The organism is Venatoribacter cucullus (assembly GCF_016132445.1).
In the GTDB taxonomy this organism is placed as follows: domain Bacteria; phylum Pseudomonadota; class Gammaproteobacteria; order Pseudomonadales; family Oceanobacteraceae; genus Venatoribacter; species Venatoribacter cucullus.
The window spans coordinates 1,821,819-1,839,630 of the sequence record NZ_CP046056.1; the positions used below are offsets into that span (position 1 = coordinate 1,821,819).

At 58.7% G+C, this 17,812-nt stretch carries 13 protein-coding genes; 9 read left to right on the top strand and 4 right to left on the bottom strand.

Annotated features, from left to right (window positions below; all coding sequences use genetic code 11):
* Nucleotides 1–189 (top strand): hypothetical protein, encoded by a 189-nt coding sequence (locus GJQ55_RS08730; protein WP_228344590.1) that lies wholly within the window; start codon nucleotides 1–3, stop codon nucleotides 187–189.
* Nucleotides 147–1,667 carry an efflux RND transporter permease subunit gene (locus GJQ55_RS08735; protein ID WP_229367414.1) on the top strand — a complete coding sequence of 507 codons (1,521 nt, stop codon included), beginning with the start codon at nucleotides 147–149 and terminating at the stop codon, nucleotides 1,665–1,667. Before GJQ55_RS08730 ends, GJQ55_RS08735 begins: the two co-directional genes overlap by 43 nt.
* Here GJQ55_RS08735 and rlmKL read toward each other — a convergent pair.
* The gene (gene rlmKL / locus GJQ55_RS08740; RefSeq protein ID WP_338149178.1) at nucleotides 1,594–3,747 is read right to left on the bottom strand and encodes a bifunctional 23S rRNA (guanine(2069)-N(7))-methyltransferase RlmK/23S rRNA (guanine(2445)-N(2))-methyltransferase RlmL; all 2,154 of its coding nucleotides are present in this window, start codon (nucleotides 3,745–3,747) and stop codon (nucleotides 1,594–1,596) included. The two genes, GJQ55_RS08735 and rlmKL, sit on opposite strands and share 74 nt — an antisense overlap.
* A 161-nt stretch (nucleotides 3,748–3,908) precedes the next feature.
* Here rlmKL and rmf point away from each other — a divergent pair, with 161 nt between their 5' ends.
* Complete coding sequence (rmf, locus tag GJQ55_RS08745; RefSeq protein WP_228344591.1) at nucleotides 3,909–4,106, top strand: ribosome modulation factor; 198 nt, start codon at nucleotides 3,909–3,911, stop codon at nucleotides 4,104–4,106.
* A gap of 92 nt (nucleotides 4,107–4,198) precedes the next feature.
* Here the strand turns inward: rmf and GJQ55_RS08750 are convergent, their stop codons facing one another.
* From GJQ55_RS08750 to GJQ55_RS08760, 3 genes are all read right to left on the bottom strand, one after another.
* The gene (locus GJQ55_RS08750) at nucleotides 4,199–5,236 is read right to left on the bottom strand and encodes a quinone-dependent dihydroorotate dehydrogenase (protein WP_228344592.1); all 1,038 of its coding nucleotides are present in this window, start codon (nucleotides 5,234–5,236) and stop codon (nucleotides 4,199–4,201) included.
* Nucleotides 5,237–5,293: 57 nt separating this feature from the next.
* A complete protein-coding gene (locus tag GJQ55_RS08755; RefSeq protein ID WP_228344593.1) occupies nucleotides 5,294–5,518 on the bottom strand; it encodes a DUF2835 domain-containing protein in 225 nt (74 codons plus the stop codon).
* Between the two features lie 149 nt (nucleotides 5,519–5,667).
* Complete coding sequence (locus tag GJQ55_RS08760; protein ID WP_228344594.1) at nucleotides 5,668–10,512, bottom strand: NAD-glutamate dehydrogenase; 4,845 nt, start codon at nucleotides 10,510–10,512, stop codon at nucleotides 5,668–5,670.
* Nucleotides 10,513–10,714: 202 nt separating this feature from the next.
* Between GJQ55_RS08760 and GJQ55_RS08765 the strand changes: the two genes are divergently transcribed.
* The 6 genes from GJQ55_RS08765 to GJQ55_RS08790 are packed head-to-tail and all read left to right on the top strand — an operon-like array spanning nucleotide 10,715 to nucleotide 17,756.
* Nucleotides 10,715–11,674: an AAA family ATPase gene (locus tag GJQ55_RS08765; protein WP_228344595.1), complete on the top strand. Its 960-nt coding sequence runs from the start codon at nucleotides 10,715–10,717 to the stop codon at nucleotides 11,672–11,674.
* Entirely contained in the window at nucleotides 11,674–12,627 is a 954-nt protein-coding gene (locus GJQ55_RS08770; protein WP_228344596.1) for a DUF58 domain-containing protein, read from the top strand. The genes GJQ55_RS08765 and GJQ55_RS08770 overlap by 1 nt, the downstream gene beginning before the upstream one ends.
* The gene (locus GJQ55_RS08775) at nucleotides 12,627–13,097 is read left to right on the top strand and encodes a DUF4381 domain-containing protein (protein WP_228344597.1); all 471 of its coding nucleotides are present in this window, start codon (nucleotides 12,627–12,629) and stop codon (nucleotides 13,095–13,097) included. The genes GJQ55_RS08770 and GJQ55_RS08775 overlap by 1 nt, the downstream gene beginning before the upstream one ends.
* The gene (locus GJQ55_RS08780; RefSeq protein ID WP_228344598.1) at nucleotides 13,088–14,101 is read left to right on the top strand and encodes a vWA domain-containing protein; all 1,014 of its coding nucleotides are present in this window, start codon (nucleotides 13,088–13,090) and stop codon (nucleotides 14,099–14,101) included. The genes GJQ55_RS08775 and GJQ55_RS08780 overlap by 10 nt, the downstream gene beginning before the upstream one ends.
* Nucleotides 14,098–16,098, top strand: coding sequence for a vWA domain-containing protein (locus tag GJQ55_RS08785; protein WP_228344599.1), 2,001 nt, complete (start codon nucleotides 14,098–14,100; stop codon nucleotides 16,096–16,098). The genes GJQ55_RS08780 and GJQ55_RS08785 overlap by 4 nt, the downstream gene beginning before the upstream one ends.
* Nucleotides 16,092–17,756 (top strand): BatD family protein, encoded by a 1,665-nt coding sequence (locus GJQ55_RS08790; protein ID WP_228344600.1) that lies wholly within the window; start codon nucleotides 16,092–16,094, stop codon nucleotides 17,754–17,756. The genes GJQ55_RS08785 and GJQ55_RS08790 overlap by 7 nt, the downstream gene beginning before the upstream one ends.
* Nucleotides 17,757–17,812 lie beyond the last annotated feature (56 nt).

The following is a 17,812-nucleotide window of genomic DNA, read 5'->3' on the forward strand; positions in this document are numbered from 1 at the left end:
ATGCAGCAACCACAAAACGCCGCTACCTATTTTATTAAACACAGCACCACCAGCTGGATGCTGGTGCTGATTTTGCTGGTCGGCGGTATCAGCAGTTATCTGGGCTGGGGCGGCTGGAAGACCCGCAGTTCACCATTAAAGAAGCCATGGTCATTACCCACTACCCCGGTGCCAGCGCACTTCAGGTAGAAGAAGAAGTGACCGCACCTCTGGAAAATGCCATTCAGGCGCTGCCCTATCTGAAGCATGTGGATTCTATTTCCAAAGCCGGCTTTTCGCAGATTCATCTGGTGATTAAACCCACCTACCAATCCCATGAATTACCGCAAATATGGGACGAACTGCGCCGCAAAGTGCTGGATAAAACCTCATCACTGCCGCCGGGAGCAACCACACCGCTGGTAATGGATGATTTCGGGGATGTGTACGGTGTGCTGCTGGCCATTACCGGGCCGGATTATTCTTACCAGGAATTAAGCGATTATGCCGATTACCTGAAGCGCGAATTATCCACCTTAAACGGTGTGGCCAAGGTAGAAATTACCGGCACCCAGAAAGAACAGGTATTTATTGATATTTCCCGCGAGCGCATGACCAACCTCGGCATTCCGCTCAGCCGGCTGGTACAACTGCTGCAAACCCAGAATACGGTACAGAATGCCGGCCATATCCGCATTGGCGACGACTATATCCGCATTCACCCGACCGGCGAATTCCGCAGCGTACAGGAGCTGGGCGATCTGCGCGTTAGCCCCAGCGGTTCCGATAAACTTATCTATCTGCGGGATCTGGCCCACATCAGCGAAGGCATTGCCGAAGTCCCTTCCCACCTTACCCACTTCCGCGGCACCCCCTCTTTACGGCTGGGCATTGCCTTTAATAAAGGCGTCAATGTGGTGGCCGTGGGTGAACAGGTGCGCGCCCAGCTGGTGCTGCTGGATGCCAACCGGCCGCTGGGCATTGAACTGCACACATTGTACGACCAGCCGGCCGAAGTGGATGCTTCCTCCACCGGCTTTGTGCTGAACCTGCTGGCGTCGGTAATTATTGTTATTGCGGTATTGCTGGTCTTTATGGGCCTGCGCGCCGGCGTCATTATTGGCATTATTCTGCTGCTGACGGTGTTCGGTACCTTTATTGCCATGCGCATGCTGGGCATTGAATTGCAGCGCATTTCCCTGGGCGCCCTGATCATTGCGCTGGGGATGCTGGTGGATAACGCTCTGGTGATTACCGAAGGCATTATGGTGGGCTTGCAGCGGGGTTTATCCCGCACGCGCGCCGCCTACGAAATTGTGAAACAAACCCAGTGGCCATTATTGGGCGCGACAGTTATTGCCATTACGGCGTTTGCCCCGATTGGGCTGTCACCGGATTCCACCGGTGAATTTGTCGGCTCATTATTCTGGGCATGCTGCCGCTGCTGTTTGATCCGTTCTTCAGCGCCATGGCGGTGGTCATCAGCGCCGGCCTGGGCTTTGCCACCATCCTCACTCTGGGAGTGGTGCCAGTGCTTTACGCCATCAGTCACGGCATTAAAACCCCTCCGGTTTCCTTATCCACGCCCGGCTGAAGCCGGGCCTAACCACTGCCTCAGCCGCCGTGACGAATATGAAAGCAATGGTGAATATTGCTGCGCCGCTCGTAATCAAACGGCACTGACTTAGCACTGACATCGCGGATATCCAACCCAGCCAGTGCATCCCGGTCGAGTTCAAATTTGCGCAGATTGTTGGAAAAAATCAGCAGCCCGCCCGGGTTCAGACAGCGCATCGCCTGTTCAACCAGCTGCACATGGTCACGCTGAATATCCAGTACCCCTTCCATGCGTTTGGAGTTGGAGAAGGTCGGCGGGTCCATAAAAATCAGGTCGTAGCGGTCACGACAATCGCGCAGCCACTGCAGACAATCGGCCTGAATAAACTCGTGTTCATCCGGGTTCAGCGTATTCAGGCTGAAATTATCCCGGCCCCAATTCAGGTAAGTGCGCGACATATCGACGCTGGTGCAATGGGCACCGGCGACCGCCGCATGCACACTGGCGCTGGCGGTGTAACAGAATAAATTCAGGAAGCGTTTGCCCTTGGCCAGGCTGGCGATTTCCAGCCGCGTCGGGCGATGATCCAGAAACAGGCCGGTATCCAGATAATCCTTCAGGTTCACCAACAGCTGTACCTGGCCTTCACGCACCGGCATAAAGACTTTCTCGGTGCTCTGCTTTTCATACTGACGCTTACCGGTCTGGCGCTCACGGCGTTTCAGTACAATTTTCTGAGCCGGAATACCGGTGACTTCCGGCAAGACCGCCAGCACATCCAGCAACCGGCGTTCGGCCTTGGCTTCATCGATGGATTTGGGTGGCACATATTCCTGCACGTGCAGCCAGTCTTCGTACTGGTCAATGGCGACCGCATATTCCGGCAGGTCGGCATCGTACAGGCGGTAGCAATGCACGTTTTCCCGCGCCGCCCATTTGCGCAGTTGCTTCAGGTTTTTACCCAGCCGGTTGGCAAAGGCTTCCACCGGCCCGCGGATCAGCGATGCCTGCGGCTGCGCCGAACGCTCATCGGCGGCACCGAATACCAGCAGTTTGGTGGCGATGGGGCCATTCATAAAGTTGTATTGTTTGAACATCGGCCGGCGGATGCTGCGCGCCAGATCGACGTTGCCGGTAAACACCGCCAGCGACCAGTCGGGCAGTTTCATGGTGGCATCATGAAAATGCTGGTACAGCGGCGCCAGTTGCGGCAGTTCGCTTAAACGCTCGCCGTACGGCGGGTTACAGACCACTAAGCCACCCTGCTCGGCCACTTCACTGCTGACCCGCAGCTGGGCAATATCCCGGCGTTCAAAATGAATGCGTCCGGCCAGCGCCGAGCGGGCCAGGTTGTTGGTGGCGGCATTCAGCTGCTCGGGATCAATATCAAAACCGTACAGACGGCTGCGCAGATTGTTCAGGCCAGCGGCGCGACGCTCGCGGGCGGCATCCACCTCGGCCAGCCAGCGTGGACGCTGATGCCCCAGCCAGCTGTCAAAGCCCCACTGCTGACGGTTCAGGCCCGGCGCGATATCGGCTGCCATCATGCCGGCTTCCATTAATAAGGTGCCGGAACCGCACATCGGGTCGATCAGATGCTTACCTTCTGCCGCCAGCGCCGGCCAGCCGGCACGGATCAGAATGGCCGCGGCCAGGTTTTCTTTCAGCGGCGCTTTACCCGGCTGCAGGCGGTAACCCCGGCGGTGCAGACTGTCACCGCTGAAGTTGTAATACAGGTGCAGTTTGCCTTTGCGCAGCTGAGCTTCAATGCGCACATCGCCGTTTTTATCCACCGATGGGCGACCGCCGGTTTCCTCGCGGAACACATCGACAATGGCGTCTTTGACCTTCTGCGCGCCAAACTGAGTGTTGTTCAGATAATCGGTACGACCATGAAAATCGATGCGGAAGGTTGATTTCAGTGCAAACACCGCCGGCCAATCGACCGAACGGGCCGCCTCATACAGGGCGTCGATATTGTCTACCTGACTTTCATGCAGCGGCAGCAGCAACCGGCTGGCCAACCGGCTCCACAAACAAAAGCGGTAAGCCAGGGTTAAGTCGCCGCGCCAGATCACCCCGAGATGAGTTTCGCGTTCAACTTCGCCACCTAAGTGTCTGATTTCATCAGCCAGCAGGGGCTCGATGCCTTTCGGGCAGGCGGCCAGCCAGGTGAATTGTGCGGCGGCAGAGTGATTTTGCATGGTCATAGAACCTGTTTCGTCAAATAGCGGTTGGCAGTAAAAAAACTGTCACTTAGAAGTAATTAATCGTTAACACAGGGCGCACCCCTTTGATACAACACCAGTGCGGCCGGAAATTCTGACTCTGATCTGGCCGGCAAGCTAATTACCAAGCGAGGAAGCTTTCTATGAAAAAACAGAAACGCGACATGCAGGAAAGAGCTTTTGCACGAGGGTACCGCGCGGGCGTTGAGCGCCGTTCAAAAGATCTTGCCCCCCCCGTTGGACCGGTTCGCGACGCCTGGTTAGCCGGCTGGCGTGAAGGACGTGCCGACCACTGGGATGGATACACCGGCGTTTCTGGCGTTCACAAAATCGCTGTCTGATGCAGGCTGACGCCTGTTAACCCCTGCTTCCCGCCCCGGGAAGCCCAGGCCCTGCAACTGCAGGGCCTTTTTTTTGCCTGGCGCTCTGGCGTTCAGTGATTTACCGACGCTTCCAGCGCAGCAATGGCATCCACGGCTTCGGCGATCAGTTCCGGACCCCGGTAAATAAAACCGGAATAAATCTGTACCAGCTGGGCGCCGGCGCGGATTTTATCGGCCGCACCTTCACCATCAATAATGCCACCGACGCCAATCACCGGCAGTTTACCGTCCAGTGCTTTGCACAGTGCGCTGATGGTTTCGGTAGCCAGGTCTTCCAGCGGCGCGCCGCTTAAGCCACCGGTTTCGTTACCGAAACGCAAGCCTTCAACGCCCTCACGAGACAGGGTGGTGTTGGTGGCAATCACGCCATCAATGCCGCTGTTGATCAGGGTTTCAGCCACCAGACCGACTTCTTCTTCGGTCATATCCGGGGCGATTTTCACAAACACCGGCTTGTAGCCAAACTGCTCGGCCAGCTCCAGCTGGCGGGCTTTGATCGGCGCCAGCAGCTGCTGCAGCGACTCACCGAATTGCAGGGTGCGCAGACCGGGGGTGTTGGGCGAAGAAATATTCACCGTAATGTAGGTGGCGTGTTCATACACCTTGTTCAGGCAGATCAGATAATCGCTGGTGGCATCTTCCACCGCGGTATCAAAATTTTTGCCGATATTAATGCCCAGCACACCCCGGTAACGGGCGGCTTTAACGCGCTCGACCAGATGGTCCACACCTTTGTTATTGAAACCCATGCGGTTGATAATGGCCTGACGCTCGGGAATGCGGAACAGGCGCGGCTTGGGGTTACCCGGCTGCGGCCGCGGGGTGACCGTGCCAATTTCAATAAAACCAAAACCCAGGCGGGCAAAGGCGTCGATGAAATCGCCGTTTTTATCCAGCCCCGCTGCCAGCCCGACCGGATTGGGAAAGGTAATACCCGCCACAGTTACCGGCAGCGCCGGTACCGGCGCCACCAGATGTTTCAGCAAGCCCAGCCGTTCGCTGGCACCCAGCATATCCAGCCCCAGTTCATGGGACGTTTCACCGTTCAGACGGAATAACAGGGCGCGGCTCAGGCTGTACCAATCCATATCGGACCTCAGTGGAAAAATAAACGCCGGCATTATATGTCAGCCGGGCCGTAAACACTAAGGCAGCCGGACAATGCGCTGAAAGCGGCCCTGATCGTCAAACTCAATGGCAAAGCGGCCGTAAACACCATCGTGGCCGACCACTTTCTGCAGAATATTGGCCGGAAAGCGTACCGTGCGGCCATCCGCCGTGTGCGCCACCACCTGCCGGATACGACCGCTGTAATAGTACTGGTAATCAAGGGCGGAAATGGCCAGATCCACCACAATACGCTGACTCACTGAACGCTCTCCGCACAGGTTTAAAAGCGGCATCATACTTCGCTTTACGGCGCAGGGAAGCCAGGGAGCCTCTGAATAACCCGGTGCCCGCTCTGGATTACAGGAAAGTTCTGAATCACGAAGCCGGGTTGCAGGCATAGCGGGTTCTGTCAAAACCCGCCCGGCCGGCTGGCCTGGGCCAGATCCAGCAGTTCGCGCAGTGCCACCGAAGCCATGGTGAACTCCAGCGTCCCCGCCGTGCCCAGCTCGGTCAGCATGGCTTTCCAGCGCTGCACCAGTTCCTGTTGCTGTTCTTCCCATACCGTCAGCGCCTCATCCAGCGTCGCTCCGGCTGGCTGATTATGCAGAATGCCAACCGTCAGCGCCCGTTGCTGCCAGTCCAGATCATCACGCAAACTCTCGCGCGCCAGCGCGTCCCAGCGACTGGCTGAGGGCAGCGCGTTAATCTGCTGCAGGAACCAGGTCAGTGACAGATGTTCGCCCAGCTGATAGTAGGCTGCGGCCACCTCGCAGACCTCGCGGCCGGTTTGCGCAGCCGCTTCAATAATGCCAGGGGCCGCAAACAGGTTGGCGGCGGCGGCGGTAAAGTGGGCCAGATCATCCGGTACACCGGCGGCCAGACGGGTTTCGTACAGGCTCTGCCAGTGTTCATGGGCACTGCCCTGCAGCAACTCGCCCATGCGCCGGATCAGGGCATCCACCGCAGGCCGGAAGCATTCCACCTCGGCCGCAATATTCAGGTTCTGGCGACGGTTACGCAAAAACCAGCGGCTGGCGCGGCGTACCAGCCGCATCAGGTCAGCCTGCATATCCGCCTGCACCTCCGCCGGTACCCGATAATCCAGAGCACTGATCTGCTGGCGGTAATATGGCATGGCAAAAATATCGCGGGCGGCCAGATAAGCCCGGGCAATGGCAGCAATACCGGCGCCGGTGGCATCGCGCAGACGGCTGACGTAGGTAATGCCCATGGCATTAACCATATCGTTGGCCAGCTGAGTGGCGATGATTTCATTGCGCAGGCGGTGTTGCTCCAGCGTCTGAGGAAATTGCTCGTTCAGTGCCTGCGGAAAGGCATGCTGCATCATCGCTGCCACATAGGGGTCACTGACCAGCTCGGCCTGATTCAGCTGCTCTTTCAGATCGGCCTTGGTGTAGGCAATTAACACCGCCAGTTCCGGCCGGGTTAAACCACGGCCGCTGCTGCGCCGTTCCGCCAGCTGTTCATCGGCGGGCAGAAATTCCAGCGCCCGGTTCAGCTTGCCCTGTTGTTCAAAGTCACGGATCAGACGGATGTATTCATCCAGCCGCAACTGACTGTCAGCCACCGCCAGCGCGATGGCCTGGGTTTGCTGGTAATTATCCTGCAATACCAACTCGCCCACGGCAGCAGTCTGGGCCATAAAAATTTCATTCCGCTGCTTTACGGTCAGGTCGCCGGCGGCCACCACCTCGTTCAGCATGATTTTGATATTCACTTCATGGTCGGAGCAGTTCACGCCGCCGGCGTTATCAATAAAGTCGGTAAAACAGGCACCGCCATTAAGGGAATATTCGATCCGCCCCAGCTGCGTCATGCCCAGATTACCGCCCTCACCAATCACCGTGGCGCGTACCTCATTGCCGTCTACGCGCAGGCCATCATTGGCTTTATCCCCTACCTGCGAATGCCGTTCAGCAGAAGCCTTAATATAAGTGCCGATACCGCCGTTCCAGAGTAAATCCACCGGGGCACGTAGCATGGCTTTGATCAGCTCATTGGGGGTTAACCGTTCATCGGTAATAGCAAAGCGCTGCTGCATTTCCGGGCTGATCGCAATGCTTTTGGCGCTGCGTAAAAATACCCCGCCACCGGCAGAGATTAAGTCTTTGTTGTAATCCGCCCAGCTGGAGCGGGGCAACTGAAACAGGCGCTGACGCTCGGCGAAACTGCGCGCCGCCTCCGGCTGCGGATCAATAAAAATATGCTGATGATTAAATGCCCCGACCAGGCGAATATGTTCCGACATCAGCATGCCGTTACCAAAGACATCGCCGGCCATATCCCCGATGCCGACGGCGGTAATATCGGTTTCCTGCACATTAATAGCGCGCTCACGGAAATGCCGCTGCACCGAAATCCAGGCACCGCGGGCGGTAATGCCCATTTTTTTATGGTCGTAGCCGACCGAGCCGCCAGAGGCAAAGGCATCGCCCATCCAGAAGCCGCGCGCCACCGCAATGGCATTGGCAATATCGGAAAAACTGGCCGTGCCTTTATCGGCGGCCACCACCAGATAAGGATCATCGCCGTCGTAACGCACCAGCTGCGCCGGCGGTACCAGCTCACCCTCAACCAGGTTATCGGTAACATCCAGTAAGGCTCCGATGAAGGCCTGATAACAGGCGATGCCTTCGGCCTGAATCTCATCGCGGCTGCCTTCCGCCGGCAGGCATTTGGCGACAAAGCCGCCCTTGGCACCCACCGGAACAATGACCGCATTTTTCACCTGTTGCGCTTTTACCAGCCCCAATACTTCGGTACGGAAATCATCGGCCCGGTCGGACCAGCGCAAGCCGCCACGGGCCACCCGGCCACCGCGCAGATGCACCCCTTCGACCCGGGGCGAATACACAAAGATTTCCGCCACCGGGCGTGGCAGCGGTATATCACTGATGGCAGCCGGATTCAGTTTCAACGCCAGCGTGGGTTTGTTATTGCTCTGCTCATCCAGCTGATAAAAGTTGGTGCGCAGGGTGGCGTTAATTAATTCAATGTAGCGGCGGATGGTGCGTTCTTCGTTCAGCTGAGCAACGTTTTCCAGCGCTCCGATCAACTGTTGCTGCTGTTTTTCCAGCGCACTCTGACGCTGGTCCGGGGTTTTGTTACGCAAATCAAAACGGCTATGGAAAAACTGCACCAGCCGCGCGCTGATATCGATATACCGGCTTAAGGTATCAGCGATGGTTTGCTCGCTGATGCCAAAGCGGATTTGCTTCATATAACGCGCATAAGCCCGCAGCACGGCAATATCGCGCCAACTGAGTTCCGCGCCCAGCACCAGCCGGTTAAAGCCATCATTTTCGGCCTGCCCTTGCCAGACGGCACGGAAAGCGTCCTGAAACAGGGATTTAACCGCGGTAATATTAATGCTGTCTGACAAGCGGTAACGCAGCTGAAAGTTGTGCATCCAAAAGCGCTGACCATCGCTGCGCAGTATTTCATAAGGGTGTTCACCCAATACCCGCAGGCCCAGATTTTCCAGCACCGGAATCACATCGGATAACGGCAGAATCTGATCACGGCTGAATAATTTAAAGCGTAATTCATTGGCCGCTTCTTCCGGTTCGCGGTAGAAGCTCATGCCCAGTTCACCGGCATCCTGCGTGCACAGGTTTTCCATATACTGTACGTCTGCTACGGCGGTACGGACATTAAAGGCTTCGCGATAACCGGCCGGGAAAGCCGAATTGTATAAATGAAACTGGTGATTACCCAGCTCCTCGCCAACCTGTTCAATCAGGGTGGCCTGCAATTCATCCTGCCAGCTGCGTGCCACCTGCAGCACTTTCTTAATAAGTGCCGCTTCGTCGTACTCCAGCGGCTGCTGCGGGTCCAGCCGCAGCATAAAATGCGTGCGCGCTAAAATGGATTCGGAAAAATAAGTATTAAATTCTATATCCAGCGTCGGTACTTCCTGCATCAGTACCTGTTCAATTTTGCACCGCAATTCAGTGTTATAAATATCGCGCGGTACATACAGCAGGCAGGAAAGAAATTTACTGTAAGCATCTTTACGCAAAAATACCCGGGTTTGTCGCCGTTCCTGAATATGCAGAATACTCAGTGCGGTTTTCAGCAGCTGTTCGGCCGTGGACTGAAACAGTTCATCGCGGGGATACACTTCCAGAATACGATCCAACTCTTTGGCACTGTGACTACCGGCACTGAACGCGGCCATATCGCGCACGGCCTGCAACTTTTCTTTAACCAGGGGCACGGAATTCGGCGTCTCGATATACACCATCGAGGTATAGAGGCCCAGAAAACGCACGCCGCCGGTCACCGCGCCTTTGGCATCAAAAAATTTAATCACCACATAATCGGGGTAAGCCGGCCGGTGTACCCGGCTGCGGCTGCCGGATTTTACAAAGCTGATTAATTGCGGGCTGGTAATAAAAGCCTGCACTTCGCTGTCCAGCTCCGCCAGCGGAATCACCTGCCGGCTGGCCGGATAATGCCGCGACAAGCCCAGATCGGCACCGGCTACCCGTTCAATCACCGGCTCTTTGCCACCGGTATCCAGTTTAAATTCATCACAGGCGAGAAAGGTAAAATGGTTATTGCTCAGCCAGTGAAGAAAATCGGCGGCCTGCTGATAATCGCTGGCCCGTTCTTTATTGTGGGGCTTGTCCAGTTGCTGCTGCACCTGCTGCAGCCGCGCCAGCATGGCTGGAAAGTCAGCGACACAGGTCTGCACTTCCGCCAATACCGCCTGAATTTCCTGATTTAACTGCTGCAAAAAACCGGTATCGGAATGGTGATCAAATTCCACATAAATAATGGCTTCCGGCGCCGGTTGAGCAGCGGTCTGTTGCGGCCGCGGCTGATCCCAGGCGGTACCGGTATCCAGCTGACCTTTGCCATCACGCTGCGCCTGTAACACACAATAGTGAATGGCGTGCAGGGATAATTGCCGGGCATTCAGCAGCATGCGCACGGAATCAACCAGAAACGGCGCATCATCACAGAGAATTTCCACCACGCTGTGTAATGACTGCCAGCCATGATTTTCATAATCCGGGTTAAATACCCGTACCTTAATGGCCTGGCCGGCCCGCTGCTGCACAAACTGCCAGCAGGATAAGGTGGCACCGTATAAATCCGCCACATCCCGCTGTTGCAGCTCGTCCTGCGGGGCTCCGGAAAAATACAGGTCGGCAAATCGTTGCAAGACATCGGTTTGTTCCGGGCTATTACGTTCGGCAATCAGGCTGTGCAGGTGACTGAGCATATCCGTTAAATCCATGACGACGGTTAATGGTAATAAGCCTAGCCCATTCAGCCGGCTTAATGACACCCGCCAAAGCACAGCTCGGCGCTGAACTAACGGCGGCGCATTCAGTCTATTGCCAACAACTGACCGCCACGGCCATTGACCCGCCCGGCTCAGTCTCTAAAATCATTGGCAAATCAACGCTCTGGATAACAGGAAGATGACTGGAAAAGAGGAATTTATACGTCTTAAAGACGCCATGCAGACGCAGATTATCGGCCAGCCACATCTGGTTGACCGCTTATTGATCTGCCTGCTCAGCGACGGCCACTTATTGGTGGAAGGGGCGCCGGGTCTGGCCAAAACCAAAGCCATTAATGCCCTGGCCCAACGGCTGGAAGGCGATTTCAAACGCATTCAGTTCACTCCCGACCTGTTACCCGGGGATATTACCGGTACCGAAATTTACCGCCCGCAGCAGCAGAGCTTTGATTTTCAGGCCGGGCCGATTTTCCACAATCTGATTCTGGCCGACGAAATCAACCGCGCCCCGGCCAAGGTGCAGAGTGCCCTGCTGGAGGCCATGGCCGAACGTCAGGTGACGGTCGGTGGCGTTACCCGCAAGCTGCCCGAGCTGTTTATGGTGATGGCCACCCAGAACCCGATTGAACAGGAAGGCACCTACCCACTGCCGGAAGCGCAGCTGGACCGCTTTTTAATGCACGTGGTCATTGGCTACCCCGATGCCGGTGCCGAGCAGCAGATTCTGCGTCTGGCCCGCGGTGAAGCCCTGCAACAACCGGTTGCCGATTTCCCGCGCCTGACCCAGGCCGATATTTTCAGCGCCCGTCAGCAGGTGCTCAGCCTGCACATGAGCGACGCGGTCGAGCAGTATCTGGTACAGCTGGTGATGGCCACCCGCCAGCCGGAGCATTACGGCAAAGATCTGGCCGGCTGGATTGAATACGGCGCCAGTCCGCGTGGCACCATCGCCCTCGACCGCTGTGCCCGCGCCCACGCCTGGTTACATGGCCGCGATTACGTCAGCCCCGATGATGTGCAGGCCGTCGCCCACGATGTGCTGCGCCACCGTTTACTGCTCAGCTTTGAAGCCGAAGCCTCGGGCATGACGGTGAACCGGGTCATTAACGAACTGCTGCAGCGGGTACCGGTGGTCTGATGAACCAGCCGTTGCGACAAAGCTTTTCCAGCGGTGCTGACATTGTCGCCGCCAATCTGGTGCGGCTGCGCAGCTTAGCGCCGATGTTGCCGCTGAACCGCCAGAAAAAGGTGCTGCGCGATATGAGCGGCAGCCACAGTTCGGCCTTGCGCGGGCGCGGCATGGACTTTGCCGAAGTGCGGCAATATCAGGCCGGCGATGATCTGCGCAGCATGGACTGGCGGGTAACCGCCCGCACCGGCCAGGCCCACATCAAAGTCTTTAATGAAGAAAAAGAACGGCCGGTGTTGCTGGTGTGCGATCTGCGCGCCGGCATGCAGTTCGGCAGCCGCCGCGCCCTGAAAAAAGTGCTGGCGGCCGACCTTACCGCCCTGCTGGCCTGGGCCGCCCTGCACAATGGCGACCGTATCGGCGCGCTGCTGTTCAATGATGCGCAGGAACTGGATCTGCGCCCCAAACCCGGTCGCAAGAGCGTCCTGCACCTGCTGAATGAACTGACCCGGCTGCCGGCCACCAGCGCAACGCCGCAGCCCGACCGGCTGGCGCAGATGCTCCGCCATTTGCGCCGAGTGGCCCGACCCGGCAGCCGCATTTACATTACCAGCGACTGGGCCGGTTACGACCACGAATGCCAGCAGCACCTGTTCAGCATCAGCCGCCATTGCGATGTGATAGCCCTGCATATCAGCGACCCGCTGGAACAACAATTACCGCCCCCGGGCCTGTACCCGCTGACCGATGGCCAGCGCCGGCTGCTGCTGGATACTGCCTCAGCAAACGCCCGGCAAACCTACCAGCAGGCCTTTCAGCAGCAGTTGCAGCAACTGCGTGAACAACTGCTGCAACTGCAGATTCCGTTGCTGGCGCTCTCCACCGCCGATCCTGACCCCTTACCGGCGCTGCGTACCGGCCTGGGGCTGGGCGCCGCCGTCAGCCTGCCGGAGGTGGTCTGATGCAACTGCCACTGGAGGATATTATGCTGCCGCCGCCCGTCAGTGCCTTTCCGCCCGCTCCCGGCTGGTGGTTATTGGCGGCGCTGATTCTGGGCCTGTCGCTGACGGCAGCCATCTGGGCTTACCGGCGCTGGCAGCGCCGCCGGCGTCTGCAGCAGGCGCTGGCCCGGCTGCAACAAATGACCACAGGCAAACAGGGCAGCGCACTGTGCGCCGCCGTTAATGAATGGCTGAAACTGTGCCTGCGGCCCTATTACCCACACGCACTGAGCCTGTACGGAGACGACTGGCTGGCCTTTCTGCAGCAACGCAGCGGCGGCCCGGTATTTCAGCCCGCCGAAGCCCAGGCGCTGGCCCAGGGCCCGTACCGGCCCGATATAGCCGCCGATGCCAGCCGGCTGTGCCAACAGGCGCAACACTGGCTGCTGGCCAGCGATATTCCTGCCCGCGGAGGCCCGCAATGGAACTGAACTGGCACTGGCCCTGGGTGTTTATTCTGCTGCCGCTGCCGTGGCTGGTGCGGGCGTTATTACCCCCCTTGCCGCCGCAACAGGCCGCCCTGCGGGTGCCAGCGCTGCAGCGCTGGCAACTGGCGGCCTCCGGCAACAGCGGAGTAACCGGCGCCGTCAGCGGTGCTATTCCCTGGCTGGAGCTGGGCGTCTGGCTGGCGTTATTAACCGCGCTGGCACGGCCGTATCAGCTGGGCGATGTGGTGGAAATGCCGGTAACCGGCCGCGACCTGATGCTGGCCGTAGACCTGTCCGGCAGTATGGAAATTGAAGACATGCAATGGGAAAACCGGCCGGTTAACCGGCTGGTGGTGGTCAAACAGGTGATTGGTGATTTTGTTGAACGCCGTCAGGGCGACCGGCTGGGGCTTATTCTGTTCGGCAGCGAAGCCTATCTGCAGACCCCGCTCACCTTCGACCGCGCCACGGTTAAAGAATTATTACTGGAAGCCCAGATTGGTCTGGCCGGGCAGAAAACCGCCATTGGTGACGCCATCGGCCTGGGCATCAAACGCCTGCAGGAGCAACCACAGGACAGCCGCGTTATTGTGCTGATTACCGATGGCGCCAACAACGCCGGCGCGCTGGAACCGCAAAAAGCCGCCACTCTGGCTGCGCAACACCATATCCGTATTTACACCATTGGCCTTGGTGCCGAGGCCATGGAAGTACCCAGCTTCTTTGGCAGCCGCACCGTTAACCCATCCCGGGATATGGATGAGGAAGCCCTGCGCGATATTGCCCGCCTGACCGGCGGCAGCTACTTCCGCGCCCGCAACAGCAACGAACTGCAGAGTATTTACGCCCTGCTGGATGAACTGGAACCCACTGAACGTGATGCGCAGATATTCCGCCCGCAACAAAACCTGTACCACTGGCCGTTGCTGCTGGCCTTTGTGCTCAGTCTGCTGCTGGCCCTGCAACAAAGCGGCGGCTTGCCGGCCCTGCGGAGGTCTGCCCCATGAATGAAGCCAGCATTATGTTCAGCAGCCTGCTGCAGCACCCGGAACAGTTGCATCTGCTGCGGCCCTGGTGGCTGCTGGCGCTGCTGCCGGCGTTATGGCCGGGCTGGCGTCTGTGGCAGCGCCGGGCCGGTGCCGGCCAGTGGCGTCAGGTGATTGATCCGCAACTGCTGCCGGCCATGCTGGCACAAGAGCCACAGCGGCAAGCCTCACGCCAGCACTATTTATGGCTGCTGGGCTGGTGTCTGGCGGTACTCGCGCTGGCCGGACCGGCCTGGCAGAAACTGCCGCAACCGGTGGTTAAAAACGACCATGCACTGGTAATCATGCTGGATTTATCGGCCTCCATGTACGCTCAGGATGTACGCCCGTCGCGGCTGGTGAAGGCGCTGCTGAAAGTGACCGATATTGTCCGCGCTCGCCGCGATGGTCTTACCGCGCTGGTGGTGTATGCCGCCGATGCCTACAAAGTGGTGCCGTTGACCGACGACACCCGCACCATCGAAAGCCTGCTGCCGTCGTTATCACCAGGGATGATGCCGGCGCCGGGCAGCCGGCCGGAAAAGGCCATTCGCCTGGCCCAGGAAATGACTCATTCTGCCGGTTTGCGCCAGGCCGATTTACTGCTGCTGACCGACGGCCTGCAGGAGCAGGACGTTGCCCGCATCAAATCCGCCCTGCAGCCGGGTTTCCGGCTGCGCCTGCTGACATTGGGAACCACCGATGGCGCCCCCATTCCCCTGCCCGGCGGTGGTTTTCTGCACGACAATAACGGCCAGATTGTGATGCCGGCGTTTAACCCTGAACCGGTGCTGCAGCTCAGCCGGGAGCTGAACATTCCCTGGCAAAGCATGACCCTGGATGACAGCGACTGGCAGCAGCTGCTGCCCGCCCGGCAACAGGTCAGCAGCGGCAGCAACAGCCTGCAGCGCGAATACGATCAGTGGAAAGACGGTGGTTTCTGGCTGCTTCTGCTGCTGTTAGTACCTGCTCTGCTGCTGTTCCGCCGTGGCGTATTGCTGTGTCTGCCCTTGCTGGTGCTGTTAACGCCCAGCGAACCGGTCTGGGCCGCGGGCTGGCAAGACCTGTGGCAAACCCGCGACCAGCAGGGGGCTGCCCTGTTTGAGCAAGACCCGGCCGCCGCCGCGCAACGCTTTAACGACCCGGCCTGGCGCGGCAGTGCCGCCTACCGGGCCGGCGATTTTCAGGGCGCGGCCAGCGCGTTTGCGCAAGCCCCGGCCAGTGCAGAAAACCTCTACAACCTGGGTAATGCGCTGGCCCAAAACGGCCAGTTACAGGAAGCCCTGCAGGCCTACGATCAGGCCTTACAGCAGCAACCCGACCTGAGCGCCGCCCAGCGTAACCGCGCCAAAGTGGAAGAGTTACTGCAGCAACAGGAACAGCAGCAACAACAATCCGGTGACAATCAATCCGGTGAGAATCAGTCGGGCGACAATCAGTCGGGCGACAATCAATCCGGCGACAATCAATCCGGCGACAATCAATCCGGCGACAATCAATCCGGCGACAATCAGTCCGGTGACAATCAAGCCGGTGACAATCAATCCGGCGACAATCAGTCCGGCGACAATCAGTCCGGCGACAATCAGTCCGGTGACAACCAGTCCGGCCAGTCGCAGGCCGATGATGAATTTGTCCGGCAACAAGCCGATAAACTGGCCCGTCAGCAGCAAGAACAAGAGCAACAAGACGCAACGGCAAAGCAGCCGCAAGAGGCCGCTGCGGACGGCGAAGGGAAGGATAAGCCAAGCGGCCAGCAACCGGCTCCCGGCGACCAGGATCCGCAGTCTCCGGCTGAGGCAACCGACCTCAGCGCCGCCGCGGAACAGGGTTTAAGCCGGGAAGAACAGGCCGCCATGGATCAGTGGCTGCAGAGCGTGCCTGACCAGCCCGGCAATCTGCTGCAGCGCAAATTCCTCTACCAATACCGCCAACAGCCGCGTTTACGTGAATCTGTCCAGGGAGAAGTCGAATGGTAATCCGCCTGTTTACACTGGTGCTGCTGAGCTGGCTGACCGCCCATCCGGCGTTGGCAGCCAGCTTCAGTGCCAGCGTTGACCGAACCCGCATCAGCGAGCAGGAAACCCTGACCCTGAGCCTGCGTTACGAAGCGCAGGTGCTGTTTCAGAAACCCGATTTCCAGCCGCTGGAGCGGGATTTCCGCATTCTGAACGAACAACGTGCGCAACGCTGGGTCGTCAGCAATGGCCAGCGCGAATCCTACACCGAATGGCTGCTTACCCTGCTGCCGCTGCGCACCGGCGAGCTGACCATTCCGGCGCTGAGCTTTGATGGCCAGACCACCGCCGCCATCCAGGTACAGGTCAGCCCCACTCCGGCGTCGGTAAAGCAGCAGCTGCAGGAAGATTTCTTCTTCGTCACCAGCGTCACGCCGCCCGACAGCCTGTATGTGCAAAGCCAGCTACTGTACACCGAAAAACTCTATTACCGCTTTGAACACGACAACGCCGCATTGTCGGAACTGAAGGTGACCGATGCCCGGGTACAACCGCTGGGCGATGTCCGTCAGTACACCACGGTGATTGATGGCAAACGCCTGGGTGTGTATGAACGCCGGTTTCTGATCTTTCCCGCGGTCAGCGGGGAACTGGTCATCCCGGGGCAGCGCTTTACCGCCCGCATGCTCAACGCTTATGACCGCTGGAGCCGTGGCCAGCAGGTGAGCGTGGTCAGCAAGCCCCTGCGGCTGAACGTTAAGCCTATTCCGGCAGAGTATCCGGCCGCGCCCTGGCTACCCGTCCGCAACCTGCAGGCGGAAGATTTTTACAGCACCGACCCGGCCAGCTGGGTCGCTGGTGAAGCCGTGGTGCACAGTCTGACCCTGCAGGCCGATGGACTGCCCGGCGCCCAACTGCCGGCCATTGCCTTGCCAGAAATTCCGGGGCTGCGCTACTACCCGGACAAAAACAGCAGCGATGACCAGATGACCGAACAAGGGGTGGTTGGCCAGGCCAGCCAGACCGTCGCCATGGTCGCCATGCAGGGCGGCGAACTGGTTATGCCGGAAATACGCATTCCCTGGTGGAACACCGAACTCGACCGGCTGGAATACGCGGTGCTGCCAGCGCGCACCCTGCAGATAAAAGGCAGCAGCGCGGCGCCAGCCGCTGCGGCCAGACCAGCCAGCCCCGCCCCGACCGCCTCAATGCCGGCCACCGCCACCGAAATACCGGCCGCCGCAGCCTGGTTACTGGGGCTGGGGGTGGCACTGCTGCTGTCACTGGGGCTGAATCTGTGGCAATGGCGACGCGCCCGGGGGCTGCCGCTACCGGGCACACCGAAAACCCTTGCTCCGTCACGGAATGCCCAGTGGAATGCGCTGAATCAAGCCTGCAACAGCAATCAGCCGGCGGCTATCCGCACGGCTTTGCTTGCCTGGGTGAATGCCGGCGGCATGGGGCCGGTTGCGACGCCGATCCACAGCCTCGGCGAATTATGCCGCCGGCTGAACGACCCGCGCCTGCAGAACGAACTGGCGGCGCTGGACGCTCATTTATTCAGCAGTCAGCCCAATTCGGCGTTTAACGGCCAGAATTTAAAAACCCTGCTGAAATCAGGGCAATTCCGGCTACAATCGGTTAGCGAAAGATCGGTGGGGCTGTACCCCTCAGGCTGAGCCCCTGTTGGGTTTATCAGCTGATTGGCTAGTAGTAGCCACTGACTATTATGTTT